Origin of the sequence: Lewinella sp. LCG006 (genome assembly GCF_040784935.1) — a bacterium.
In the GTDB taxonomy this organism is placed as follows: Bacteria; Bacteroidota; Bacteroidia; order Chitinophagales; family Saprospiraceae; genus Lewinella.
This window is the reverse complement of record NZ_CP160680.1, coordinates 5,145,191-5,170,637: the sequence shown is the minus strand read 5'-3', so window position 1 is coordinate 5,170,637 and position 25,447 is coordinate 5,145,191. Positions and strand designations below refer to the sequence as shown.

General features: G+C 46.0%; 17 protein-coding genes and 1 tRNA gene. 10 read left to right on the top strand and 8 right to left on the bottom strand.

Translation table 11 applies throughout. The features are described from left to right. Positions 1-211: 211 nt before the first annotated feature. The 3 genes from AB0L18_RS18545 to AB0L18_RS18535 form a co-directional block, all read right to left on the bottom strand. Complete coding sequence (locus AB0L18_RS18545; RefSeq protein ID WP_367388805.1) at positions 212-1,051, bottom strand: phosphatase PAP2 family protein; 840 nt, start codon at positions 1,049-1,051, stop codon at positions 212-214. 461 nt (positions 1,052-1,512) lie between these two features. Continuing rightward, entirely contained in the window at positions 1,513-2,136 is a 624-nt protein-coding gene (locus AB0L18_RS18540) for a porin family protein (RefSeq protein WP_367388804.1), read from the bottom strand. Between the two features lie 155 nt (positions 2,137-2,291). Then, positions 2,292-5,531: a T9SS type A sorting domain-containing protein gene (locus AB0L18_RS18535; protein ID WP_367388803.1), complete on the bottom strand. Its 3,240-nt coding sequence runs from the start codon at positions 5,529-5,531 to the stop codon at positions 2,292-2,294. A gap of 388 nt (positions 5,532-5,919) precedes the next feature. Between AB0L18_RS18535 and AB0L18_RS18530 the strand changes: the two genes are divergently transcribed. Both AB0L18_RS18530 and AB0L18_RS18525 read left to right on the top strand, forming a co-directional pair. After that, complete coding sequence (locus AB0L18_RS18530) at positions 5,920-6,426, top strand: AAA family ATPase (protein WP_367388802.1); 507 nt, start codon at positions 5,920-5,922, stop codon at positions 6,424-6,426. A 97-nt stretch (positions 6,427-6,523) separates the two neighbouring features. After that, positions 6,524-7,537, top strand: a complete 1,014-nt coding sequence (locus AB0L18_RS18525) for a phosphotransferase (RefSeq protein WP_367388801.1) — start codon at positions 6,524-6,526, stop codon at positions 7,535-7,537. Positions 7,538-7,588: 51 nt separating this feature from the next. Here AB0L18_RS18525 and AB0L18_RS18520 read toward each other — a convergent pair. Beyond that, positions 7,589-7,660, bottom strand: a tRNA-Arg gene (locus tag AB0L18_RS18520). 145 nt (positions 7,661-7,805) lie between these two features. Between AB0L18_RS18520 and AB0L18_RS18515 the strand changes: the two genes are divergently transcribed. The 4 genes from AB0L18_RS18515 to AB0L18_RS18500 all read left to right on the top strand — a co-directional run bounded on the left by AB0L18_RS18515 (position 7,806) and on the right by AB0L18_RS18500 (position 16,038). Next, positions 7,806-8,495, top strand: coding sequence for a hypothetical protein (locus AB0L18_RS18515; RefSeq protein WP_367388800.1), 690 nt, complete (start codon positions 7,806-7,808; stop codon positions 8,493-8,495). Between the two features lie 235 nt (positions 8,496-8,730). Beyond that, on the top strand, positions 8,731-9,483 hold the full coding sequence (locus AB0L18_RS18510) for a LytR/AlgR family response regulator transcription factor (RefSeq protein ID WP_367388799.1): 753 nt from the start codon (positions 8,731-8,733) through the stop codon (positions 9,481-9,483). 371 nt (positions 9,484-9,854) lie between these two features. Then, a complete protein-coding gene (locus AB0L18_RS18505) occupies positions 9,855-12,962 on the top strand; it encodes a histidine kinase (RefSeq protein ID WP_367388798.1) in 3,108 nt (1,035 codons plus the stop codon). Positions 12,963-12,972: 10 nt separating this feature from the next. Further along, the gene (locus AB0L18_RS18500) at positions 12,973-16,038 is read left to right on the top strand and encodes a sensor histidine kinase (protein ID WP_367388797.1); all 3,066 of its coding nucleotides are present in this window, start codon (positions 12,973-12,975) and stop codon (positions 16,036-16,038) included. Here AB0L18_RS18500 and AB0L18_RS18495 read toward each other — a convergent pair. Beyond that, positions 16,028-17,515 carry a lipopolysaccharide biosynthesis protein gene (locus tag AB0L18_RS18495; RefSeq protein WP_367388796.1) on the bottom strand — a complete coding sequence of 496 codons (1,488 nt, stop codon included), beginning with the start codon at positions 17,513-17,515 and terminating at the stop codon, positions 16,028-16,030. The genes AB0L18_RS18500 and AB0L18_RS18495 overlap by 11 nt on opposite strands. Positions 17,516-17,787: 272 nt before the next feature. Here AB0L18_RS18495 and AB0L18_RS18490 point away from each other — a divergent pair, with 272 nt between their 5' ends. The 4 genes from AB0L18_RS18490 to pulA all read left to right on the top strand — a co-directional run bounded on the left by AB0L18_RS18490 (position 17,788) and on the right by pulA (position 22,599). Beyond that, entirely contained in the window at positions 17,788-18,261 is a 474-nt protein-coding gene (locus tag AB0L18_RS18490) for a class I SAM-dependent methyltransferase (protein ID WP_367388795.1), read from the top strand. An 86-nt stretch (positions 18,262-18,347) separates the two neighbouring features. After that, complete coding sequence (locus AB0L18_RS18485) at positions 18,348-18,968, top strand: hypothetical protein (RefSeq protein WP_367388794.1); 621 nt, start codon at positions 18,348-18,350, stop codon at positions 18,966-18,968. 42 nt (positions 18,969-19,010) lie between these two features. Further along, positions 19,011-20,549 (top strand): asparagine synthase-related protein, encoded by a 1,539-nt coding sequence (locus AB0L18_RS18480; protein ID WP_367388793.1) that lies wholly within the window; start codon positions 19,011-19,013, stop codon positions 20,547-20,549. Positions 20,550-20,580: 31 nt separating this feature from the next. After that, complete coding sequence (pulA, locus tag AB0L18_RS18475) at positions 20,581-22,599, top strand: type I pullulanase (RefSeq protein ID WP_367388792.1); 2,019 nt, start codon at positions 20,581-20,583, stop codon at positions 22,597-22,599. 5 nt (positions 22,600-22,604) lie between these two features. Here pulA and AB0L18_RS18470 read toward each other — a convergent pair whose 3' ends face one another. The 3 genes from AB0L18_RS18470 to AB0L18_RS18460 are packed head-to-tail and all read right to left on the bottom strand — an operon-like array spanning position 22,605 to position 25,442. After that, on the bottom strand, positions 22,605-23,675 hold the full coding sequence (locus AB0L18_RS18470) for an SPOR domain-containing protein (protein WP_367388791.1): 1,071 nt from the start codon (positions 23,673-23,675) through the stop codon (positions 22,605-22,607). A gap of 32 nt (positions 23,676-23,707) precedes the next feature. Next, the gene (locus AB0L18_RS18465; RefSeq protein ID WP_367388790.1) at positions 23,708-24,391 is read right to left on the bottom strand and encodes a response regulator transcription factor; all 684 of its coding nucleotides are present in this window, start codon (positions 24,389-24,391) and stop codon (positions 23,708-23,710) included. A 4-nt stretch (positions 24,392-24,395) separates the two neighbouring features. After that, complete coding sequence (locus tag AB0L18_RS18460) at positions 24,396-25,442, bottom strand: sensor histidine kinase (protein WP_367388789.1); 1,047 nt, start codon at positions 25,440-25,442, stop codon at positions 24,396-24,398. Between the last annotated feature and the right edge of the window lie 5 nt (positions 25,443-25,447).

Below are 25,447 nucleotides of genomic sequence, written 5' to 3'. Positions count from 1 at the left end.
TTACGAAATCTTCGTCAATCATCGAAAACGGATTTTCAGAATGCTGTAGAATGGGTATAAAAGGTTGTTGGTTGTTGGTTGTTGGTTGATGGTTTTCAAGCTGGTGCGGGGTGCGATACTTCCGATTTCCCACTTCCGACTTTGAGTGCGGGGTGCGGGGTGCGAACAATCAACTTTCAACGATCAACCACCAACCATTAGATTTCCGATTTCAAAAAGTGCCCACCAAACCAAGGGACGAAGGCCCAGCATGGAGTCGCCAGGTGATACCAGGGGTGAGCCCTTTCTGCTCATAATCGCCGCTGCGCTGTAGGTAGTTGAAGACGCTGTCGACGGAAACAATGCTGATAGCCAGGCTCAGGCCAATGTCGGACAGCCAGTGGGCGTTGGTCCACAAGCGAGAGATGGGGGTGATGGAACCGAGGCCGTAGATGCCCACTTTCAGCCAGGGGCTTCGGACACTGCGGGCCAGTGCGTGGGCGGTGGTAAACGAAAGGATGGCATGCCCGGAGGGGAAGGAATGGTAATCAGGTGTGCTGTTGAAAAAATCGAAGCTTTTGTTACCAATGCCGGTGCTGGGACGCGCGCGACCGACAGTTGTTTTACTGACCGACTGGATGAGCCCTGCCGTAGTAGCCGAAGCAATCAATAAGATACCTGTTTTGCGGATTTTTTCATTCTTGGTGAGTATACCCAGGCCGTACACGGCGGCCGTGAGGCCATAGTTGTACTGTGGTTTGCCAAAATAAAAAGCCAGATCGCGAACGGTTTTGGGAATGTTATCGTGCTGATTGGTAAAAATGGGGTTGACCTCTTCATCCAGGAGGAAAAGGCCGTAAGTGCCTACCGCAATGCCGCCGGCCAGCAGCCATTCTTTCTTTTTCCATCGGGCGGGACCTGAATAAGCGTGCAAGACGCTACCGACGGCATTGCGACCGTCGATTTTGAGGAGGTCGATGCGGCGGGGAGAAGGTTCGGGGAAAACACTCAGCGACTGAGCATGACCATCAACCATTCCACAAAATAAGAGGAAGAAGAAAAGGTGCTTCACTGGGAATTTCTTTGGGGTAAAGATCTACATAACAATGCCAAGGATGCAGTAGTTTTCAAGTATCCCCTATTCTCAGCTGGCAAACGGGCAGGTACTCGCCCGGCAAATAGCGTCTTAGATGCCCGTTTTTTTTTATCCAGTAGTTTGGTCAAAGACCTACCCTGAAGAAGCAGTGCCCCTCTTTAAGTTCGGGATAACCTTGGTTGGCAAACAAAAAGCCCCAACCAGTAATAGACTTGTTCGGCCGGGAACATTTGGGGGCTGACTTGCTCTCTTTCGTTCCCACTTCGCAACCAAAGTGGTCACGTAGCTAAGGCTATGTTCCCACTTTGCTCGCTTGCGGGAACAAAAGATAGCGGCGTCTTCCCACCAACTCCGAGCGAAGCGATCACCGTAGGTAAAGCCCCCCGGACGAACAAGTCTAATGATTGAGGCTTTCTTATTTACTTTATGAAACGGGTTTAATAACCACCGAAAAAGTAGGTAGCACTAACATTGATGGCATTGTTGGTCACTTTGGCATCACCACTTTGTAGATCTTTGGGGATGTTATTGGACAGTCCTAAGCCATACCCTACGCCCAAGCGCAAGTTGGGAAGATTAACGCCCAACTCTACATTCAGGCCGACATCCGAAGGGCTAAGCTCATCGTCTTCAGTGTTTCCAAATTCAATGTCTGTTTTTTCTTCCCCATCATCGGCATTTCCACCTACACCAAAGGCAAAATAAGGCCCGGCGGAGAAGTAAAACAAGTCGGCTTCGTAGAGAATATTTACGGGAATTTGTAAGTACCAAATCGTATTGTCAATGTCTACACTGGTTCCTAATATTTCAAAACCGTAGCCATAACCTCGCCCGGTGAGTAGCAGTCCGGTATTGATTTTCACGTAAGGTGCTACGCCAAATTCCGCGACCGGACCTACGTGAAAAGTGGTTTTCATGTCGGTCTCCAATGCTACATCATCGCCAGAAAAGTTGACATTAGCGAGCGTCAGGCCGCCTTTAAGGCCAAATCGTGCTTGTCCGTAAACAGTGCCTAAGGCACTAAGGCACAATAGGGTTAGCAAGATGAAATTCTTTTTCATTGTAAAGATTTGTGGTGAAAGAATGGTGTGGAAGCATGTGCTTGCAGCTATAACTTTCTGTGGGAGGGATTTGTTCAGTGGGGGGGGGAGATCACAAATCTTCACCCCCCAACCTCACGTTAAATAATAAATTTAAATTAATTCGCGCGCGCCTCTCAATCCACAACAACCTTCACCGTTTGTAATTGCCCTTCCTTTGCCATGATTTGTAAAAAGTACAAACCGGGGGACCAGCCACTTAAATCTAAGATGGTGTTCTTTTCGCTTAGGGTGTGATGGTTCAGGGCTTGACCCTGGGTATTGTAACAGACGACGGTGAGGGGTAGCAAAACGTCATCGGCCAGGGTCAGGTTGATCCTTCCGGTAGTGGGATTCGGATAAACGTAGACGACCGGCTTACTGCGTGGAGAGGTACTTACTGAACTGGGATAATTGTATTCCAATGCTACCGTATTCGTTCGTATTGGCTCATTAAAATCGAAGAAAATATCCGCGAAATTGTTGATGTCTTCTCCTAAGGTCAAGCCTGCTTTTGGTGCCATGGAGAATCTGACAAAACCGTGGGAAGCGGGCTCATTGGTGGTAGAATCCGGTAGGAGGATATTGCGAAAAAGGAAGTTCAATTTGTGGGTATCGACCGCATCACCGGGAACAATATTCACTTCACAGGGATGGCTGCTGTTTTCCAGATGGAAGGTGGTCACATCTAGTTCGGAGGGTAATTTATCTTCGATGAGCACCGTAAAAGCCGTGTCGGTGCCGGTATTCTGAAAGCGAATATGGTAAGTCAGGCGTTCGGCATCAGGAACGAGAAAGTCTATTGTTTCGTAACCATTGACGAAGGCACGTTTGTCGTTAGGATCGTAGGAACCGATGTTATGCTGGCACTCAACCGATACTGGGGAAAGATAAGCAGGTGCGCATTCATTGTCGGGGGTGGTACTCCAACTGACACAGTGTTCCTGTCCTAATTCGGCCTCACAAGATAGGTTCACCGTAAGGTTAAAAGTCGTACAAGTGCCGGAAGGAAGATCGCCCAGGGCGAAGGTGTAGGTTTGCCCACCTACCTCCACAGGATCCAGTGTACTGGTTTGATAAACAAAAAACTCATCTAGCGTGATGCTGATATGGGTATCATCGGCCACCTGGGTACCCTCATTACAAACCCGAACGGTGTAGATATTATCAAAACAACGCCGCAAAAGTGGTACCGAAACGTTGGCAGTGATCAGCGGACACAGCAATGTAGGCTCCACCGGAAAATCCAAGGCTATGGCTTCATCTATAACCACTTCCACCGAAGCATCTGCTAAACATGCGCTATACAGTGGATGATTCACCACCGGACCAAGCGTAAAAGAGCCCTCCGGCAAGGAAAGGCGGTAAGCTCCATTGTTATTGGTGGAGGTATAAAAGGTCCATGTATTGCCAGTAGCGGCAACCAACCAAGAAGACAAAAAGGGTTCGTTTGCTTCTTGGGTCAGACAATCTTCATTACGATCATTCCATAAAGTGCCTGACACTTCCCCTAGCGCTACCAGAGGTACTGCTGAACGGTAAATCTGCCCAGCAGAACGCAACAGATACAGGTAATTATCGGCATCAATATAGATGCCTCCCTCGCTGCCTTGTCCCGGCAAATCGGAGAGGTAAGTCTGCCAGGAAATCCCCTGATCGGTGCTCAAAATAATCTCCGTCCCCGTAAACAGGTAGATGTTTCCAATGGGATCCAGCATCAAACTATAAGATTGGAGATTAAATTGGAAGGGATCCGTTGGAAGGGAGAAAACTTCATAAAAACTGTCTCCGAGGTCATCGGAGCGAAATATTTTAGTAACCGGAGTGCCCAGTGATGATTTCCCCAAATAATAAATGGTCCCTTGTGGAGTGATGACCAGTTGAATGGGCAAAAAGTTATCGAAAGGCAGGTTCTCTAGCAATCCACCGCTGTTCGTGTTCATATCGATGCGCTCCATTCGGGTTCCCAAAGATGCTTCTGAATTCAGGGTAAAAAGGTAATCTTCGGGATGGTAATATATTTCGCCAAGATAATCAGGAGGATAATAACGTTGAATCTCCCCCTCCGCTCCATCAAGTGAATAGAAGATATCTCCAAACTCTCCGCCCATCACAATGGTATTGTTGGGAAAAAAATAGCCTTTATCAAGATAAAACTCCGCTGTACTGGGGATAAAAATTTCTTGCCAACTCTGCCCTTCATCTACCGACACGTAATAATTATTAGCGTAATCACTAGCAAGAAGTTCATTGTTCGGCCCAACGCTTAAGACTTGAGCTTGCTGATTATTTATTTTTATACGCTCCCAATCCAGTCCATTGTCTTCTGTAAACTGAAATCCTATACCACAAGATTTAACGTATAAACGTTCAGTGGCTCTTCCGCTCAATCCTATGATTTTTGATTGACGGATATTGTAAAAAATATTTTCATGAGTGAGTCCTCCGTCAGTAGTCCTGATGATCGTGCTTTTACAATCCGTTTGATAAAAGAGCTCAGCTCCTGAGGCTAGTGGAACTGGAATAAGCCCAGTATCGGTTTCCGTGGACAAATCAATTGCAAGCTCCCAATTTGCTCCATCATCAGATGAACTATGAAGGATTGGGTTCCTAAACCAATAAACATAGACCACATCGTCCTGCCCGAAACCGACGCGATTGGGGGTACCTGTTCCTTCCACTGAAACTTCTTCCCAATCATCACCATTATTTTCAGAACGGTACAAGTGATAATTGGCAAAAAACCAGAGATCTCCGTCAGGACCTACTTCTACATCATCTAAAATCTCTCCATTACTGGGAAGTGCCAATTCTACTACAGGGTCTCCCGCAAGAGAAAAACGCCATATCTTAATTACTCCATAAAGGAAATAATAGCCATCATTTCCCATCACAAATTGGACGCCCGGTTGAAAAATACTATTACTGTATTTCATTTCCCAATCACTAGTTGAGGGGTCACGATAATACATTCTTCCATTGGTGGCCACGAGCATAATTCCTCCATCTGAAAAAACAACGATGGAAGAAAATGAAAAGAGAACATCAGGCATCTCAATGGATGTCCAATCGGTAGACTCCGAATCCATTCGATACAAAACCCCACTAAGAAAAAGGTAGAGGTTACTATCGGCGCCTACAGTCCAATAGGAGATATAATTACTGGATGGAGGTAACATCAGCTCTTCCCACGTTCCTCCATCATCGCCAGATCGGTAAAGGCGACTATTCACCGTCTTTAGGTAAGTATAGCTATCAGGCCCCGCCAATATTTCGTCGATCACTGCGCCTCGCGGCTGACCAATTTGCAACCAATCTACCTGATTGAAAAGTAAAAAAGGCAAAAACAAGAGTCCAACGATTAAGTAATTCTTCATTTTGAAGCGCGTTTACGAGGTGAGAAACTGAGAGATAAAAATTAAGAAATCCTATTTTCAAAATCTCCTTATTATAGTCCTCCAAGGCAGGATTTGTGAATTCTGACTTGCCCTTTTCCCGCCTCGCTGCGTTAAAAAGCCTCGCCAACGCGCTGCGTTGCCTACTTTTTTCGCCTTGCGAGTCGAGAAAATAGCGGCGTCATCTTTTCACACCACGGAGTAGCCGCGAAGCGAAATCCTGCCTTGACAGACTATATCAAATAAAGCTAGGAAATAATATTCACAAACAAAAAGTCTACAAAATTATAAATCATTGCCATCTATGATTCTTGTCATTGACCGTAACCTATGATCAATTGATATTGTGGCATGTAATTTCATAAAAACCATGCACCACCAATTCCTGCTCATGATTACCGGTTTACCCGGCACTGGTAAAACAACTTTTGCCATGGCCCTGGCAGCGCACCTCGACTTCCCTCATTTCAACAGCGACATGCTGCGCGCGGAGCTGGGGAGAAAGGGGCGTTATGATGCTGAAAGCAAGCAATTCATTTACAACAGCTTGTTGGAGCGAGTGGCGCAAGCGCTAAAGGCAGGTAAGTCCGTCATTGTTGATGCTACTTTTTATAAAGAACAGTTGCGCCGTACTTTCGAGGAGATGGGAGCTGCCTTCGAGGTGCCCGTGATCTGGATTGAATTGCACGCCGCTGAACACCACATCAAGGAACGTGTGGCCCAGGATCGCCCTTACAGCGAAGCGGATTACGAAGTGTACCTGCAAGTGAAAGAAAGCTATGAGCCGCTAGCTAAAACCCATTTGAGTTTCTGGACCGACCAGCTGACGATCTCGGAGATGATAGTGCAGACGGAGGCTTATTTAAGTGAGATTTAGTTGCTCTGCCACTGAGAAACGGAGACGCGGAGGTCTGTGATAACATCACGAAATTCCGTACCTCTACAACCAGATTATCTTACAAAAGGAATTCCTCATGACCCCAGCTGAACTTCGAAATCTTGCAGGAAATTTAGCGCAAACGGAGGGGGCAACCTCGGTAATAACCACGCATATCTCACAGGTGCTCCTTACGCCAAACTATGTCTATAAAATTCCCAAGGCAATACAACTCCCCTACCTGGATTTCCGTAGCCTCGAACAGCGTAGAAATTACTGCCACCAGGAAATAAAACTCAATCGAAGATTCACCGAAGGGGTTTATCTTGACGTAGTACCGATCAGTAAGCTCGATGAGCAAATTGTGATGGGCAAAGGCGCAGGCACCCTGATTGACTATGCCATAAAAATGAAGCGCTTGCCCGAAGAAAGGCTCATGAGTAACATGCTGGAAAACGGCGAGGTACAAGGAGAGCACATGGTAGCCATTGCCGATCAACTGGTTGGATTTCACCGCTCCGCAGGGAAGGTAGTTGAGCCGCCCGACCTCCAAGGGATGCAAGAAGATTTTGCGGATCTACGCAGTGCCCACACAGTGGTTGCGGAGCTCATAGGCCCAGCCGCCGCAAGAACGCTGGAGGAATGGGTGATTGGAGGACAGCAGCTCTTGGTAAAGCACGAAAAAAGAATCCAGGAACGGCACCAGCAGCAATTTTACATTGAAGTCCATGGTGATTTACACGCTGCGAATATTTTCTTGCTAGATCGCCCGGTACTTTTTGACTGTATCGCGTTTAACGACCCTTTCCGGCAGGCCGACCAACTCAACGAACTGGCTTTTTTCTGCATGGACCTGGACCATTTCGGACGTAGCGACTTGGGTGATATTTTCCTCCAGCATTACCTGCAACAGCTGCCTTGTATAGCAACCGAAGAGGATCAAATCCTTTTCCTCTATTACAAACTCTACCGAGCCAATATCAGACTAAAAGTAAACGCCCTAAAATGGCAACAAACGACCGATACCGAAGAACAAAAGACACGTAGTGAAGCCGTTGTTAGCTATTATGCCTTGATGCAAAGGTATTGTGAGGCCCTTGGGATTCCATAGCTAAGACCAACAAAAAAGCGCAAACCAGCATGCTGCTGATTTACGCTTCTGTGATCCCGGGTGGAATCGAACCACCATCTTAGGCTCCGGAAACCTATATACTATCCGTTGTACTACGGGACCGGCGAGTGTGCTCCTCTTTTAAAGACAACAAATCCTGTGATTTGGTTCCTTTATTTGGCAGCGGGCACAAATGTAGAGTTTCTATTTTACAATTGAAAGCCCTTATCCCAAAAAAGACCTATTTTTGGGATGAAATTCGTTGTCCTTGAGAAAACTACTCACCTCCTGCCTATTACTGGCTGGTGCTTGCCTGGTGGGGCAGGCACAAAACGATTGTACCAGTATTGTCGAATACCCCCTGGGGCGGCAATGGGTTTACCAATGGTATGGCGACAACCAAAAGCCAAGTTTTCGTACTTACCACCAGGTGATAGCGCCTGGCGCTACCGCTGATATAAGCCGTTTGAAAATGGTTATTATCAATGCTTTCCAGGATACTGTCTACCAGGGGCAATACGAGGTACAATGTACAGATCGTGGCCTGTCATTGGATCTGCTCTCCAAACTCACGCCTGACATGCTCAGTTCCCTGGCGGGCTTTGAGTTGCGCACCGAAGAGAATGGTTGGCGCTTACCCATTGGGCTGCATTCAGGGGATAGCATTCCTCAGTCATACTCCCATATCACTGGTTTTAGCAACGGGGTACAAGTATTGGAAATTGACCTCGCCATCGGCCCCGTACATATTCTCGACCAGGAAGACCTCAACACACCAGCGGGTGGCTTTCCCTGCGTAGCCATGGCCTACGAACTTTGGGTGACCCAACTGGTACGCAAACGCTTTCGGCTTCGCGACTGGTTCGCCCCCTCTATCGGTGTCATCCGACGAGAGGTCTTTGATCGTAATGGGAAGTTTTTTGGCTATTGTGAATTGGTGGCTTTTTTGCCGGGTTAGCGGGTGTGAGGGTTGGAATGGTGGAAAGGTGTAAGGGTGTAAAGGTGTAAAGGTTGGTTGGTTAAACAGCTGCGGGCTGAACTTCTTTTAACAACATCAAACTAACCAACCGCCAAATTCTCAAAACCAAAAAAAATCACCTATCTTGCTCCGCTTGGTTAGTAGCTACTCACTACTACCTACCGTAGAATGACAACCTCTCTGCGCTTTGCTGACCTGAACACATAATACTAGCATGAAAAACAGCTTGAGAGCACTCTTGATCGACGACGAAACGACCGCCCGTATTACCCTTTCCCGTATCCTGAAAATGTATTGCCCGGAAGTCCTTATCGTTGGTGAAGCAGCCAACATTATTGATGCAGGCAAACTGATCCATCAGTTGGAACCAGAGATTGTATTCCTTGATATTCGCATTGGACAACACACGGGCTTCGACCTGTTGGAGATGCTTAAGACCCACGATTTTCAGCTGGTCTTTGTTACTGCTTATGACCAGTATGCGATTCAGGCTTTTCAATACAGTGCACTAGATTACCTCTTAAAACCTATCGACCCTGATCGGCTTATTGCTGTTGTACAAAAGTGCCTGAAGGAAAAGAATAATCATCAGTTAACGGGCCGCTTGCAGGCCATGCGCGAAGATTGGGAAAAGAAGGAACCTGAGACCATCATAGTAAACAATGAGCAGGGCTACCATTTTATTCCTTTAGCAGAACTGATGCGTCTGAGTTCCGACCGGGGGACTACTGCCTTTCACAGTAAAAATCAAGCCGTAATAACAGTCGCAAAAAACATTGGTGACTTTGCCAAAATGCTCCCTGTAAGCACCTTTTTTCGCTGTCATCAGTCGCATATCATCAATTTTCGGTGGGTTTCCAGTTATTTATTTCAGGACGGTGGTACAATCATCATGCGTGACAAAACTCCCGTACCTTTAGCCCGGGCCAGAAGAGAGGAGTTTATCAAAAAGATAAAAAATTTTTAAACGCTGTTCTAAAAAACCAATTAAGCAACAACCACTAGTGGGTTGCTACTTAATCGGAAGGCTAATTGTCAGAGAAAGTGCTTTTTTTTGAGAAAGCGCGTTTCGCAAGCATTTTGTCAGGAGAGTTGTAAAAATCGGGGTTATTATCTTCCTGCTTACCTTACAAATGTAACCTGAAAAAAAAAATTCATTTCTTCTATCGGAGATTCGGAACCTATCATCTTGAATTCAGAAGCCATGGTCTTGAATTCTGTAATTGCTACCAACAGCCGATTTTTATCTCCCACCACAATACCAAAAGAATCCTTATTTTCACCTTGGCATAACACAAGCAAACCAATGGGGCACCTAAAAAACGCCTGTATTACTTTGTGTTACGCTTTACTTTACAAACCACAACTACTCGCGCGAGGAAGACAATGCATGGCTCTCTGCCCATATCAAGCGTTCAACGCATCTTTTGGCTTATCAACCTGCTGTTAAGTTCAGGCTTGACGATCGCTCAGTCGGTTCAACCTTCTTTTTTTCATTACACCACTGAAAATGGGTTGCCCAGCTCTGAATGTTATGAAGTCATCCAAGACCGCAAAGGATATATTTGGATATCAACCGATAACGGTGTAAGTAGATTTAATGGTTACGAATTTAACAATTACGGAACAGAAGAGGGCCTGATCGACAAAACAGTACTCCAGCTTCAAGAAGACCACCGCGGTTGGATCTGGATGAGTACTTTTTCCGGCAACCTCTACATACACCGGGGTGATACGATTGCCGCTTATGAATACAATACTCGCTTACAGGATATAAGAAATAAGTATTATCTGGTTGATAATTTCAGGGTACACGAAAACGGCGATTTAGAGCTAGGCCTGCGAGGGTATGCCAGAGCACTTATCACAACAACGGGGGAAATTATTCTAAACCTCACCTCTTGCGTTGCAGAAGACTATTTCAGTATTTACTATGATAGTGAAACCAATTTTCCACTCCACATGTCCTACGAATTGGCAGATATGACAAAAGAAGAGGGCGAGGATTACTTAGCATGGTGGTACGACAATAATATTTTCCAACTCACCTTATTTGACAAAGGAAAAGAACCCATAATTTACCAATTCCCAGCTAACCAAAAAGATGCAGCAAAACAGCAAGGAGGAAGCCGGGCTTATACCTTTCCCCTCGCACAAGGCATCATTATTCAACACCTGGACTCCCTCTACTACTTACCAAAGCCAGGCATGGAGCAATATTTTACCGGCCACTCTCCAGGCTACATTAACTGTGTTTACACCGATGATCAAGGGATCATCTACGTAGGATATAATCTTTTGGAAGGACTAAAAGTATTTAATTCAGTCACGGAATTTCTCAATAACAATCCATCTACTATTTTACTGAAAGGACATACGGTTACCCATGTATTCAAAGATCAATGGGAGGGATTGTGGATAACGACGCTTGAGAATGGTGTCTTTTATGCACCAGCACCAAAAAATCTGACGATCAATATCAGTCCGCAGAAGGAAGGAGACCTCATGACGAGCATTAGTGCCAGCGAAGACCAGGGAATTTTTGTTGCCCAGGCCTCAGGATCGGTCTTCCTGATTGATACACTTTTACAAGTCCAGAAGCATTCTTTTTTAGACAACATGAATAGTGTTGCCGGACTTCTAACCATACCCAAGCTCCCACTTCTAAGTGCTTCGCCTCTCAAATACTGGAGCGGGAATAGCTGGCAACTCTTTACCACTTATTCCACTTCTAATAAACTTTGGGTGGGCTTGGCTATCAAAAAGCTTATTCCTGCATTGGTACCTCATAGCTTCTGGGGTCTACATGCCTCACGCGGTTTATACAAATTTGCCTTTGAAAACGAGGAGCTTCTTATTTCACAATTCTATCCTTTACGGGGCAGCAATAAACTCACCGCTCTTGTAGAAGAGACTCCCGAAAAAGTATGGGTAGGTGCATTGGATGGCTTGTTTCAGCTTGCGGATACACAAGCCCCACTGATAGCAATGTCTGGTCATTCAATTTACAAGGAGAGAGTGGAAGACATTTGTAGTATACCAGGAGGTGGGATCGTAGTGGCCACCAGGGGTAGTGGTATTTACTTGCTGCGAGGAGATTCTTTGACCATCTGGTCAGAAAGAGAAGGGCTTGACGCCAACACCATTAGCCATGTATACGTAAAAAACGACATCCTTTGGGCGGTTAGTAGCAAAGGTATCAATCGTATTCCTTTAAAAGAGGGCATCGAGAAAAACTACATTTTTTCTAAAAAGGACGGTATTCCTAATGAAGAGATTAGTGACATTGCCTTTCTCGGAGAAGACTTGTTCGTACTCTCTCAGTACCATATTACAAAAATTAATCCTGCCCAAATAAATCAGCCTGCTCCCCCCCCTGTTTATATCCATGATATCCTATTAAACGGGAGCCCTATTCATCACCGTAATCTTCAATCATTGAGCTGGGAGGAGAGAAACATCCAACTCGCTTACCATTTCCTTGATTATTCTCAATCTGGAAAAATAGATTATCGCTTTCGCTTAAAACCGGATGACCAATGGGTATATACTAAAAACAACACCCTTGATTTACTCAACCTGAATTCAGATGAATATCTTCTGGAAATCCAGGCCAGGGATAAGTCTGGCCAATGGGTCACTGCCCAACCATTAAGTATCCTGATTGCTCCACCTTTCTGGCAAACCATCTGGTTTATTGCCATTGTTATTTTTATCGTTTTTTTGATCAGTTACGCCATTTTCATCCGCAGAATGAAGGAACTGGCCAAGGAAAAAGAACGCATTGCACTGCAAGAGCAAGTAAGCCAACTCAAGCAACAAGCCTACCGCGCACAAATGAACCCCCATTTTATTTTCAACTGCATGAGTACCATTCAGGGGATGATCATTGGTGACTATCACGACCAAGATCAGGCGGTAAAAATGCTGGCCAACTTCTCCCGCCTGATTCGCATGTCTTTAGAATTTTCGGAAGCGGAAACACTAAGCCTGGAGGAAGAAGTAAGCCTTTTGGAAAATTACTTATCCCTGGAAAAAATCCGCTTTAATCACAATTTTTCTTATTCTATTGAAGTCGCGCCAGATTTGGATCCGGATTGGATTAGGCTGCCGCCAATGCTCGTGCAACCCTTCGTGGAAAATGCCGTCTTGCACGGCATGGAACAAAAGAAGGGAGATGGAATAATCATTATCCGATACGAACAAAAAGCAACAGAACTCCAAGTAAAAATCATCGACAATGGCCCCGGCATTAGTGTCACCAAGGCTCAAAAACAAAAAAACAAAAGCAAATACCAACACAAATCATTGGGGATGACCATTACCCAGCGGCGATTGGAAATTCTTAATCATAAAGACTACCATTTCCAGATCGAAGAACCAAAGGATGACCAGGGAAAAACACTTGGCACAACGGTTACGATTAACATTCCTGTTTTCAGTTAAGCCGCCAGCTATGAAATCACCCTACTCCAGCGTCTTCCGAAACATCTTTTTCCTCGCCCTTAGCTTAGGCTTCAATAGCTTATTGCCTGGACAATCCACCCAACCTTCTTTTTTTCATTACACCACCGAAAATGGGTTGCCCAGCTCTGAATGTTATGAAGTCATTCAGGACCGTGAGGGTTACATCTGGATATCAACCGATAATGGCGTCAGCCGCTTTGATGGCTACGAATTCAAGAACTACGGTACCGAAGAAGGGCTGCTTGATAAAACGGTGCTTTTCATGCACGAAGATCACCGGGGGTGGATTTGGATGAGTACTTTTTCCGGTAACTTTTATATCCATCGTGCAGATACCATTGCAGCCTACGAATACAACTACCTCCTACAGGAGCATCGGAACAAGTATTATCTCGTAAGAGAGTTCGCCGTTGACCAACAAGGAACACTGTATGCATCACTCTCAAACCTTGGTATCTTAAGCATTACCAGTAATGGGCATTCCAACCTCAGAGGCCCTGCGCTATTCTCCTCTCTCGGAGCTTTTCTCATAGAAAATTCAGCCTTATTGTTTGAAGAACTGCCCCCTAATACCAGTGAAGAGAAAGGGGACAAAATCAACAGCTATTTGCGAAAGCAGAGGTTGCCTTTTGATCTGATTCGCCCCAACGGTAGGGACACGACCTTAATGATCCCTGTTAATATTCTCAACAATGCCAACAAAGATCTACGCGACGTTCACGGGCATCAGTTTTTTCCGCTTGCCAATGACCAATTTTTACTCGAATACATCGACTATCTCCTCTTAATCAACAATGATGGCAATTTCAGCATCCACAGCCCTAAACTACCCAGTATCAACTCTTTAGCTCAACTAAAGAATGGGCGAATTTTATTGGGACTTAATGCTAAGTCAGGATTATTGTTATTCAAGGATTTGGCCAATGTATTGGACGGGAAACCAGAACAGACTTTTTTCCAGGGCTATACCGTCTCTCATTTACTTGAAGATAATCAAGGAGGAATATGGGTAGCTACTTTGGAAGATGGTATTTTTTATTTACCCTGTATTGAGGTGCAAATTCTCCACAACAATTACAACAATGAAATTGATCAACAACTTAGCCAACTAGCCCCCTATTCAAAAGAGGATGCTTTAGCGATGTTTGAAAACGGTGACTTAGTCACCCTGAGTAAAGATGGCAGCTACTCCCCTTTTCTGGCTCCAGATGAAAAACAAGGCGTAGAAAAAATCACCTATCATCCTGACCAAAAGATGTTTTTCCTTTATCCTTTTTTTCAATTCTGGAATACACATTGGAATAAACTTTCGCATGTACGTCCCAATAATATTCAAGCTGCTAACCTTAGGATAGGCCAGCTCAAACAGGATATAGTTAATCGTCATCAGCTTTGGGCGACAGAATACCAGAACCGAGCAGTACTCTTAAAGCTGTTAATGGAAGACCAGGAAATATCAATTATCCAGTCCCTCTCCTTAGAAAACAAATCGCGTATCCGTTGTCTTGTTCAAACCTCAGATCATGAGATGGCCATTGGTGATATGAACGGCCTCTATTTCTATGACCTCCAGAAAAAATCAACGCTCCATTACCCCGTCACCGACAGTCTTAACATCAGAATAAACGAATTGGAAGTTTTGCCTGCGGGCCAAATCATTGCTGCGACCCACGGCAAAGGGCTGGCTATTATCAATCAAAGCAAAGATCACATCCGCTTTCTAACAATGGCAGATGGCTTGAACAGTAATACCATTACCCACCTAATTGTCGATCCCAAGGGGCAAATATGGACTGGCAGCCAGAATGGTGCAAACAGAATCACTTTCCAAGGAGACTCAATAACGATCACTACCTATAGTACCGCATTTGGCCTACCGGCCAACAACATCAACGACCTAGATATTTGGGCAGACCAAATAGCCATCACCACCAGTAAAGGTGTAGCACTGCTCCCCTTGTACGATGCTAAGCCGACAGCCCCTCCTGCAAACTTTCTCTACGAAGTCTACCTCAATCAGTCTTTGCTCGACTTAAAACAAAATCCTAGTTTATCCTACCAAGACAATACTTTACGATTCGTTTTCTACTACCTGGATTTCCGCTACATGGGCAAGCTCCGCTATCGCTATCGCCTAAATCCTGATCAAGCATGGATCACTACCAATAGCAAGGAACTGATGCTAACCAGCTTGAATCCAGGTAGCTACTCAATGGAGATTGAGGTAATTATTCCTGGCCAATCTTATCGGCCACACCAAGAGGCTTCTTTTACTATTGCCCCTCCATTCTGGCAGCTGGCCTGGGTAAAAACACTGGCTTTAGTCATTATTCTAGGGACGGGCTACATGCTGGTCAACGCTTATATTCAGCGCCTTCGTCAACAAGGTGAAAAAGCAAAAATGGCCAAAGAAATCGATGCTTTACGCCAACAAGCCTACCGCGCACAAATGAATCCCCATTTTATTTTCAACTGCATGAGTACCATTCAGGGGATGATCATTGGCGGAAAAACCGAGCAGGAAAACGCGATAAAAATGATTTCCCGCTTCTCTCTCCTGATCAGGTCGGCACTAGAAGCCTCTCACGAAGAGCAGGTAAGCCTCAAAGACGAACTTGATTTGCTCAACAATTATCTTTCTCTTGAAAAAATTCGTTTTCACGATAGCTTTGACTACGAGATCACGCTGGATAGCTCTCTGGAACCCGATTGGGTACAGCTCCCTCCTATGCTCGTACAGCCCTTCGTAGAAAATGCAGTGCTGCACGGAATGGAGGGCAAAAAAGAAGGGGGTAAAATCAGTGTCAACTACCAAGACCGAGATGATTATTTGTTAGTAACCATCAGCGACAATGGCCCCGGCATTAGTACCACTAAAGCGCAAAAATTACAAAACAAGAGTATTTACCGTCACAAATCACTGGGAATTACCATCACCCAGCGTCGTTTAGAAATACTCAATCATCCCGGATATGAACTCCAGGTAGAGGAACCTCGTGATGACAATGGTAAAATTATCGGTACGATCATCAAGCTACAACTACCTATTTCTTGATCCTCCAAGGGCCTTGTTGCCAAATTTCATTTGCTTCAGGTACCAATTTAAACACCAGTATGCCCGCTGAAAACAGCACCAGTATTAGCAAGGATCTTACCCCCAAGTCTACTAAAAAATGAGGCGGCAAAGGAGGGACAAGCAACTGTAGTACATAGACCACGCCTCCCAATAGTGTAATGCCCACCATCTGTTTTGTAAAAGGTTGCATCTTGAAATATTTCCAAATCAACCCCTGATAAATAAAATTACTCACGCAGATCGTACTAGCTGTAGCAATTGCAGCACCTGTGATTCCAAAAGCTATGATAAAAAGGTAGTTGGTCACAGCATTCAACATCACAGCGGAGAGTTTGATCAAAAGATCCCAACGAAACTGATCACTTAGGGTAAGAATGGCAAGATTGTAACCATTCATGCAATAAATGAGCTGCCCTATTCCCAGCCAGATGGCAACATTCGTCCCAATAGCGTACTCCGCACCTATCAATAGCACCGCATTATCCAGGTTGGCCACTATTCCAATGAAAATAAGGAGCCCAATAGCAAAAGCACCTCTGGCTGTGCGTTGGTACAAATCTTGAATTTGCACCAAATCATTGTCCTTCCACGCTTCTGCAATCAAAGGGGTAATGATTTGCCGGACGGCCTCGTAGGGCATAATAATAATCGTTGTGACAAAGTAAAACAGGCTATAAATCCCGTTCATTTCGAAACTGATCAAGGCAGGAATCATAATACTGTCAATACGATTAACCAATTGCCCTCCCAGCCCGGTAAGGATATTAAAGGCATTGTAATTGCCTATCTCCCGCAAACGTTCCCGAGGATAAGCAGTCCAATCAATCTTCAGGTGCCATTCGCCCATTCTCTTCAAATAGACATAAGCACCGAATATTAATATCACCTGTTTAGCCACAAACAAAAACAAAAAAGCATCCACCGTCAAGCCGCCGAAATAAAACCAGACAATCAAGCCCGTAGTAATCACTCGGGAGAGTAAATCACGCAGAAACAGCATCACGCTCGGCCGGAGCAGGGCCATCAAGTAGGACGACAGGATATCAAAAATCACTAGAAAGATCAGCAGCAAAGGCAGTAGCCAGTAACTGCTTTTCAAATAGGTGGCATTTTCAGGAGACTCAAAGAATTCAAAAAAATAGCCCTGCCCTAACCACAGCAAGAGCAACAGAAGCAACAAACCAACATGAGCAATCAGCAAGCTAAAGCCCAAAAAACCATAATGCTTATTCTCGGCAGACCGAAAGAAGGGAAAGTAGCGTACCAATCCCGATCTCATGCCTAAGCTTCCCACCGTAGCCAACACCCCTGTAACGGAAAACAACCACTGAACAAAACCATAAACTTCCGGGCCAAGGATTCGGGGAAAAAGTAAAATACCATTGACAAAGCCAAGTATTACTCCGGCATACATCCAAATCCCGGCCTTTATGCCTTGCCGCTTTATTACACCCATGGTGATCTCAACAATTATTTCAAGGACGAAGGTAACAATTGTCTGAGGCGATTTTAATTTTCTTACTAGCTTTACCTCCTATTACTCCAAAAAACAGTAATGGCATGATCATAGACTTTCTTAAAAAAATAAGCATCCGGAAATTTTTCATTCTAAAGCTTTGGTGGGATCAAAAAGCGTCTTTCCTCTATCAATCAGGGTGGATAAAGTCTTTTAGAACAAAAAAATGTGTTGATAAAGAAGGCAACCCAATACCCTGGCTTTCAAATTCTTTGAATCATTTTTTAGAAGAAAGACTTAGGTCTGATTTGGTAATGTACGAATATGGCTCAGGGTATTCCACCCTTTATTTTGCCCAGCGCATCGCCAAAGTGTATACCATAGAGTACGACCAGGAGTGGTTCAACTGGCTGGCCAAAGAACTACCTAAGAATGTCGTAGCTACCTACAAAGCACTGGAGGATAATGAATACGTCAACAATATAGCTTCCATCAACGAGTCCTTTGACATTATCATTGTTGATGGAAGAAGGAGAAATGAATGTATCAAAGCTTCCTTGGCCAAACTGAAGCCAAATGGGGTAATTATTCTCGATGATACCCATCGGAAAAAGTACCAATCAGGCTATGCGCTTATCGAAGAAAAAGGTTTCAAAAAATTAAACTTCTGGGGTTTTTCCAACGGTAGTATTGACCAGAAATGTTCTACTTTGTTCTACCGTCAGGATAACTGTTTTGATATTTGATACCTTTTTTCTGATAATGCAATCTCTGATGAAAAACAATCCTACCTCTTTTTTACTCCTGCTTTAATCTGCAAAAATCTGCTACTATGAAAGGCCTATTTTCTGTTTTGGCGATCATTTCAGGGTGTTTGTCCGGAGCTTCAGGGATCAGCAATTTTACCACACTATACGCGCAATCGGCTGCTCCTCCCATCTACTGGCAAAACCCCTCCTTTGAGGGCGAGCCGCAGGATGCTACCGTCCCCATCGGCTGGGTGGGTTGCGAAGCCATGACTACGCCTGATATCCTCCCCGGCGTTTGGGGCATCTACCAGGAAGCAAACGACGGCGATACCTACGTAGGCCTCATCACCCGTGCCAATGGCACCTGGGAGAGTATCACCCAGCGCTTGCCGCGTACTATCGAAAAAACGGCCTGCTACGTTTTCGGTCTCGACCTGGCGCGAGGAGCCACCTATAGCGGCTACAACAGCCCCTTGAAAATACGGATCTGGGGCAGTACGGATCGATGTAGCAAAGACCAACTTCTCTACGAGTCGCCCATCATTGAGCACACTTACTGGAAGCAGTACCGCGTAGAATTCACTGCAAAACAGCCCATTCGCTATATTATCTTCGAAGCTTTCCACAAGGAAGGAAAGTTCAGCTATTCTGGAAATATCTTACTCGATAATTTGACGCCTTTGCAGGTTTGTCCGAGGGCCTAGGGGCCAACAACCTCTCTCCTACTTTCTTCGTAAATTACCCCCATGATCAACATCCAAATCAAGCAGCAAAAACGGGTTTGGTATGCACTGTCCAAAGGTTGGTGGACGGGGCGTGTCCATTATCAGGGGAAGTGGCTTTCGCCAGAAGAAGTGGAGCAATCCCTATTGAAAGCAGTCTCTACAGAGGCGCTTGTAAGCTTGCTACAGCAATGGAACGGTTCTTTTGCGCTCCTATGGACCATTGAAGATCGTACTTACGCAGCCACCGACATTGCCCGTTCAATTCCTCTATTTTGGTCGGTGCAGGTCAAGAAAATAACGCTAACGAACCATCTAGCGCCCAGCGATGGGACGCTTTTACAAATCCACTACGACAAAACGTTTGCTCAAACCGAGTTTATTCCCGGGCACACTACCCTACTCCAGGGCTGGCAGCAATTGCAGGCGGGAGAGTTGTTGGAAATCCATCAAAACCGCTGCTACCTCCACAACTATTTTCCACATCGGCGGCCAACACCACTCACCGCTTCTCCCGTGGTGCTCAAACAGCAATTTGCGCAATTATTGGAGCAGCAAATCGACCGCCTCATCTCTTTTGCGGCAGGCCGAACGATTGTCATCCCCCTCAGTGGTGGCTATGATTCCCGTATTCTACTCACTATTCTCCAACAGCAGCAATACCCTGCACTCAAGGCTTTCACCTATGGCCAGGAAGGAACCTGGGAGGTAGAGATCGCCCGCTCGGTAGCAAGGCGACTGGGAGTAGAATGGCAGTTTGTACCTTATACGAAGGAGCTTTTACAAACCTTTGGTGATCAAACGTGGCAAGACTTCGCTGCCTTTGCGGGCAACCTCTGTAGCATTCCTCAGGAACAGGATTATTTTGCCTTGCGCTTCCTCAAAGAGATGGGTTGGTTAGAGGAAGATAGCATCATCTGCCCCGGTTATTGTGGTGATTTTCAAGCGGGGAGTTACCTGCCGGAGAAAACCTTTTTGTTTAATCCTGATAATTTGAAAACCCTCCAGGATTTTCTTTTCCAACGTTTCCTTCGCTACCCCTCGCCAGCACTTCGCCAGCTGTGGCAACCTTATTTGCCTCAAGCAGCCATCGACAATGAGCACGATTACGTAAGTGAACTCGAGCATTGGGTACTGCGCGAATACGTCAGTAAATTCATCGTCAACGGCGTACGAGCCTACGAGTGGTTCGAGTGCAGTTGGTACCTTCCGTTGTGGGACCTGGACTTTATCCGCTTTTGGCAACAAGTCCCCAACACGCTGCGAAAAGACATGCAAATGTACCGCGAGGTGCTGGAAGACAACTGGTTCCGACCTCAAGAGCTATTATTCCCGGAAGATCAAAAAACAAAACCACTTTTTAAGCCGCTAGCAAGTTATCTTCCCTTAAATTTGAAGCGCCAACTCAAAAAAGTATTGCCAGCTAAGCCTCCAACGAATATCAACGGTCTCCATCAATTGGTCCCATTGATTCAGGAACAACTAGCGTGGCCAACCCCTGACCTGACCAAATCCGTCAACGAAATGATCGGACATTGGTACCACGAACAGATCACTAAGTAATATAATTTATACGCTCACTAAGCTTTTGAAAATGAAATTAGTAGCCTTCTTCCTCCCATCGCTGGTACTGACCTTGCTCCTGGTAAGTCTTGCCACCTGTCAAAATCAATCGGCCGTGACTATTTACGATAAATACGAGACCTATCCCGTTTACGACGGTAAAGATCTGGGCTTACAATACCGCCCCTCCGCATCCACCTTTAAGGTTTGGGCACCGGCCGCAGAAGCGATGCAAGTCAAACTTTATGACAAAGGTATTGGTGGCACCCCACTCGATAGCCTGGCGATGGAACTTGGCGAGCAGGGCGTCTGGTCGATCACCGTACAAGAAAATTTGTTGGGCAAATACTACGCTTTTCAGGCCAAATACGAGGGACAGTGGAATGCCGAAGTCACCGATCCTTACGTGAAAGCCGTTGGGGTCAATGGCCTGCGTGGACACATCATTGATTTCCGCCAAACGGACCCCAAAAACTGGAAGGATGACCAACGTCCAGCCCTCAACAATTTCAACGAGATCATCATCTACGAACTACACGTGAGGGATATGACCATCCACCTTTCTTCGGGATCGGGCTATCCCGGCGAGTATTTTGGTCTCATCGAAGGAGGCACCCAATCGCCTCAGGGAGAGGCCACCGGATTAGCGCACTTTAAAGAACTGGGCATCACCCACGTTCATCTCATCCCCGTTTTCGATCATCGTTCTATTGATGAGACACGCCTCCGAGAACCACAATACAACTGGGGCTACGATCCGCTCAACTACAATGTTCCGGAAGGCAGCTATTCTTCCGATCCTTACGATGGCGCGATGCGCATCAGTGAGTTCAAACAGATGGTAAAGACCTTCCATGACAATGGCATTCGGGTCATCCTTGATGTCGTCTACAACCACACTGGACAGACAGAAGCATCTATTTTCAACCAGCTCGTTCCTGGTTACTATTACCGCCAAAATGCGGAAGGGGGCTTCTCCAATGCCAGCGCCTGCGGTAACGAAACAGCTTCTGAACGTGCCATGTTCCGCAAATACATGGTCGAGTCGATGCGCTATTGGGTAGATGAATACCACATAGATGGCTTCCGCGTAGACCTCATGGGCATCCACGATATTGAAACCATGAACGCCGTAGCCGCCGAGCTGCATAGCATTGATCCTACCATCTTTATCTACGGCGAAGGATGGAAAGCAGGTGACAGCCCAATCGACGAAAAACAACTCGCCGTTAAGGCCAACACGCCACAACTGAAGGGAATCGCCGCCTTCAGTGATGATGTACGCGACGCCATCAAAGGGCATGTCTTCACCCACGATGCAACGGGCTTCATCAGCGGCAACGAAACCCTCAAAGAGAGCATCAAATTTGGCATCGTAGCCGCTACCCAGCACCCACAGGTGGATTATGGCGATGTCAACTACTCCAAAGCCGCCTGGGCGCCTCAGCCAGATCAGTGCATGACTTATGTGAGTTGTCACGACAATCATACCCTTTGGGATCGGCTGACGCTCTCACGCCCCCAAGCCACGGAGGCCGAGAAAATTGCCATGCACAAGCTTGCCGGCACCATTGTGCTCACCAGCCAGGGAGTAAGCTTCCTCCACGCCGGCGTAGATTTTCTTCGCACCAAAAACGGCGTAGAAAACTCGTTCAACTCCCCCGACGCAATCAACCAGATCGACTGGAGCCGCAAGCACCAGTACCGCGAGGTCTTTGATTACTTCCGGGAGCTCATCGCCATGCGCAAAGCCCACCCCGCCTTTCGGATGACCAGCACCACTGATATTCAGAAAAACCTTGAATTTATTGATACCAGAGACGAAAACCTGGTCGCATATACCCTGAACGGTGCCGCGGTAGGTGATTCATGGAAACGCATCGTCGTCGCCTACAATGGCAAAGACAAAGCCCAGGACATCAAAGTCCCTGGTGGCAACTGGAAAATCGTTTTAAACGATGGTCTGATTAACACCGATGGTCTGGGGCAGCACAGCGGGGGCAAGCTATCCGTAGCTCGCAATGCGGCCTTGATTTTAGTGGAGGAATAAGCGCTTTAACGCAACGATTCCCCATCTCGCGACAACAGAAAAGCATTCTTAGCATAGCTGCTGCGAATTTCTCGTAGAAGTTTTTGAAGTTCTGCTTCGTCAGCGAAGCGAACGCTTACGCCGATACGGGTGTTGTTGCCTTCCTTGCGGGAAATCGGGGCATAACCATCTTCGGAAAGCCGCTGCATCAGTTTTTGTACATTTTCGGGGTTACCGAAAAGACCTACAGCAATGACCGCAGTGTGTTCTTCAGGAGCTATCGTTGGAGCCTCTGTGTCAAGGTCGTCACCATTTTCTTCGGATGGGGAGATCGCGGAAGTATCGTCTTCCGTATCAGCCGTATTGTCTTCTGCGAGCTTATCCGCTTGCGCAAGCGGAGTGCTTTTCGAAGGGCTGGCATTAAGTCTTTCCTGGGGTACATCCGCAACCGGATCGGGCAACTCAGGGTTGGGACGTAAAAACAGGAGATAGATAGCCACTGCAACTACAGCAATACTTGCCCCCAATACCCAAAGCAAATTGCGCTGAAACCATTTGGCAATGCCTCCTGCCATCTGATCTGCTTTCACTCCCGCAGCGGGTGAAGGCTTGGGCGGGGTGACCGTACTGTAATTTGTTTTTGGTGTGGCGGCAGGTATTTTCTCTTCGCGGCTGCGTTGAACCAACTGGCCTTTTACCGCTTGGAGGCCGTAAGCATCAATATTGAAATTTTCGCTCTCGGCAACAAATTGTAGCTGTTGTTCGAAATTGCGAAAGAACCGTCCTACACCGGGAAGCTCAACAATTTCTTTTTGGGCCAATGATTTTTTAATGCGTTCTACACTGGCTCGTAGCCATTCCTGCGCATCAGCTAAAGTCCAGTCGTTTTGCTTTTGTAAATAATCCACCAAAAGGCCATCATCTAGCACCAAATTTTCATTGAAACGCACGGCCTTGCTAGGTGCGCTCACCTGACCCTGTACCTGATCAACCAAGGCTGGAGCATGGCTCAATTCAAAACTGCCCAGCCCTGGTATATTGAGGCGGTCATGTCGGTACAATAAAACTGCAATGTATTTGCCTAATTCTTCCTGCATATCCAGCTGTTGAAGGCCGTAATATAGGAAACTTAGCCAACAAACTTATAACCCACCCCTCTGACAGACAGAAAATATTCAGGGGTGCGTGGATCTTTCTCGAAATATTTACGGAAGGACAAAATGAAATTATCAATGGTGCGGGTGCTGGGATAAACATCATATCCCCAGACCGATTGTAGAATTTGCTGGCGGCTCACCACCTCTCCTTTCCGGTCAATGAGCAGTTTGAGCAACATAGCTTCTTTCTTGGTGAGCATAAAAGTGCCATCGCTCCCTTTGGCTTCAAACGTAGCAAAATTAATGGTATGGTTGCCAAAAGTATATACATCAGGAGAAGCTTCAGGTGCTTTACTGGTGCGCTGGATAAGGCGTTCTACCCGTAACAATAGTTCCTCCAGATTAAAAGGTTTCACCAGATAATCATCTGCACCTTTACGCAATCCATTGATTCGATCCTGAGCAGTATCTTTCGCCGTAAGGAAAATAATGGGAACATCCCGATTCGTCAATCGTACCTGTTCACAAATCTGGAAACCATCCACCTCCGGCAGCATCACATCTAAAATGAGTAAATCAAAATGTTGCTCTTGTGTATATTTCAATGCTTTTTTGCCATCACTGGCCGCAACGACTTCGTAGTCTTCCAGTTCCAGGTTGAGTTTTACCGTTTCCCGGATATTTTCTTCATCTTCAACTAACAGTATTCTCAGCATAACATTATTGTTCGTGGTAAGAGGCTATAGAAGGTATTTGCTCTTCTTTCTTGGTCATAACGGGAAGTGTGATCGCGAAAATAGTTCCTTGAGGTTGGTTGTCCCTCACTTTAATGGTTCCATGGTGCGCTCTAATCAGTTCCTTCACGATGAATAACCCCAATCCGGTACCTTTTGTTTTACGGGTATCCTCACTTCCCACGCGGTAGAATTTTTCAAACACCCGTTTTTTATCCATTGCATTAATACCGATCCCCTGGTCGGCTACTTCCAGGTGCAGCAGTTTGTCTTCCTGGCGCAGCGCAACGGTTACTTTCGCAGGTGGAGGTGAATACTTTAAAGCATTTTCGATCAAATTGATAACTACGGAAGTGAGTGCCTGGCGATCTCCACTCACCATTGCGAGTGGTTTAGCGCAGATAAATTCAATGTCTGCCTCCGGGTTTTGCTGACTTTGCTGCAAGACGATGCGTTCGGTCAACTCTTGCAAATCCAAGGGTTCTTGATGAAACTGGTAAGCACTTTCGAGGCGGGCGGAAAGGAGCAAATCTTCCACCAGTTTATTGAGTCGATCTGCTTCTTTGATTCCTCGCTGACTCAGCATCTGACGCTTATCAAGAGGGAGTTGATCCCCTCGTTTGGCAATGGTCTCCAAAGCCAGGCGAATGCCCGCCAATGGAGATTTCAACTCATGGGTAATGGAGAGCAGGAAGTTTCTTTGCTGCCGGGAGGCGTCAACCTCCCGCCGATAACCCCGGTAAATAACGTAGATACCCGCCAGGAGACTCAACGACAAGAAAATCGTCTCTCCCATGATCATGCGTTCCTGTTTGCGGTAAGCACTCACCAACTCCTGATAGCGTTCTGAGACGTAAAAATCCATCGGCGATTTAATCACCCCCTCCGCAGCCATACCTATTTGCTGGAGCTCAATTTTGGCCTGAAAGGCATCCCGGTTTTTGGTAAACAGCAGGAAAGACCACCAGACAAAAGCCAGCAGCATATACCCCATGATGAAGTAAGTAAGAAAACGAAGTTGACTGTTTTGCATAATTC

Coding starts and splice junctions, on each gene's coding strand:
- AB0L18_RS18540 (WP_367388804.1), bottom strand. CDS start 2,136: ATGAAAAAGAATTTCATCTTGCTAACCCTATTGTGCCTTAGTGCCTTA.
- AB0L18_RS18535 (WP_367388803.1), bottom strand. CDS start 5,531: ATGAAGAATTACTTAATCGTTGGACTCTTGTTTTTGCCTTTTTTACTT.
- AB0L18_RS18530 (WP_367388802.1), top strand. CDS start 5,920: ATGCACCACCAATTCCTGCTCATGATTACCGGTTTACCCGGCACTGGT.
- AB0L18_RS18525 (WP_367388801.1), top strand. CDS start 6,524: ATGACCCCAGCTGAACTTCGAAATCTTGCAGGAAATTTAGCGCAAACG.
- AB0L18_RS18510 (WP_367388799.1), top strand. CDS start 8,731: ATGAAAAACAGCTTGAGAGCACTCTTGATCGACGACGAAACGACCGCC.
- AB0L18_RS18500 (WP_367388797.1), top strand. CDS start 12,973: ATGAAATCACCCTACTCCAGCGTCTTCCGAAACATCTTTTTCCTCGCC.
- AB0L18_RS18495 (WP_367388796.1), bottom strand. CDS start 17,515: ATGGGTGTAATAAAGCGGCAAGGCATAAAGGCCGGGATTTGGATGTAT.
- AB0L18_RS18485 (WP_367388794.1), top strand. CDS start 18,348: ATGAAAGGCCTATTTTCTGTTTTGGCGATCATTTCAGGGTGTTTGTCC.
- AB0L18_RS18480 (WP_367388793.1), top strand. CDS start 19,011: ATGATCAACATCCAAATCAAGCAGCAAAAACGGGTTTGGTATGCACTG.
- pulA (WP_367388792.1), top strand. CDS start 20,581: ATGAAATTAGTAGCCTTCTTCCTCCCATCGCTGGTACTGACCTTGCTC.
- AB0L18_RS18470 (WP_367388791.1), bottom strand. CDS start 23,675: ATGCAGGAAGAATTAGGCAAATACATTGCAGTTTTATTGTACCGACAT.
- AB0L18_RS18465 (WP_367388790.1), bottom strand. CDS start 24,391: ATGCTGAGAATACTGTTAGTTGAAGATGAAGAAAATATCCGGGAAACG.
- AB0L18_RS18460 (WP_367388789.1), bottom strand. CDS start 25,442: ATGCAAAACAGTCAACTTCGTTTTCTTACTTACTTCATCATGGGGTAT.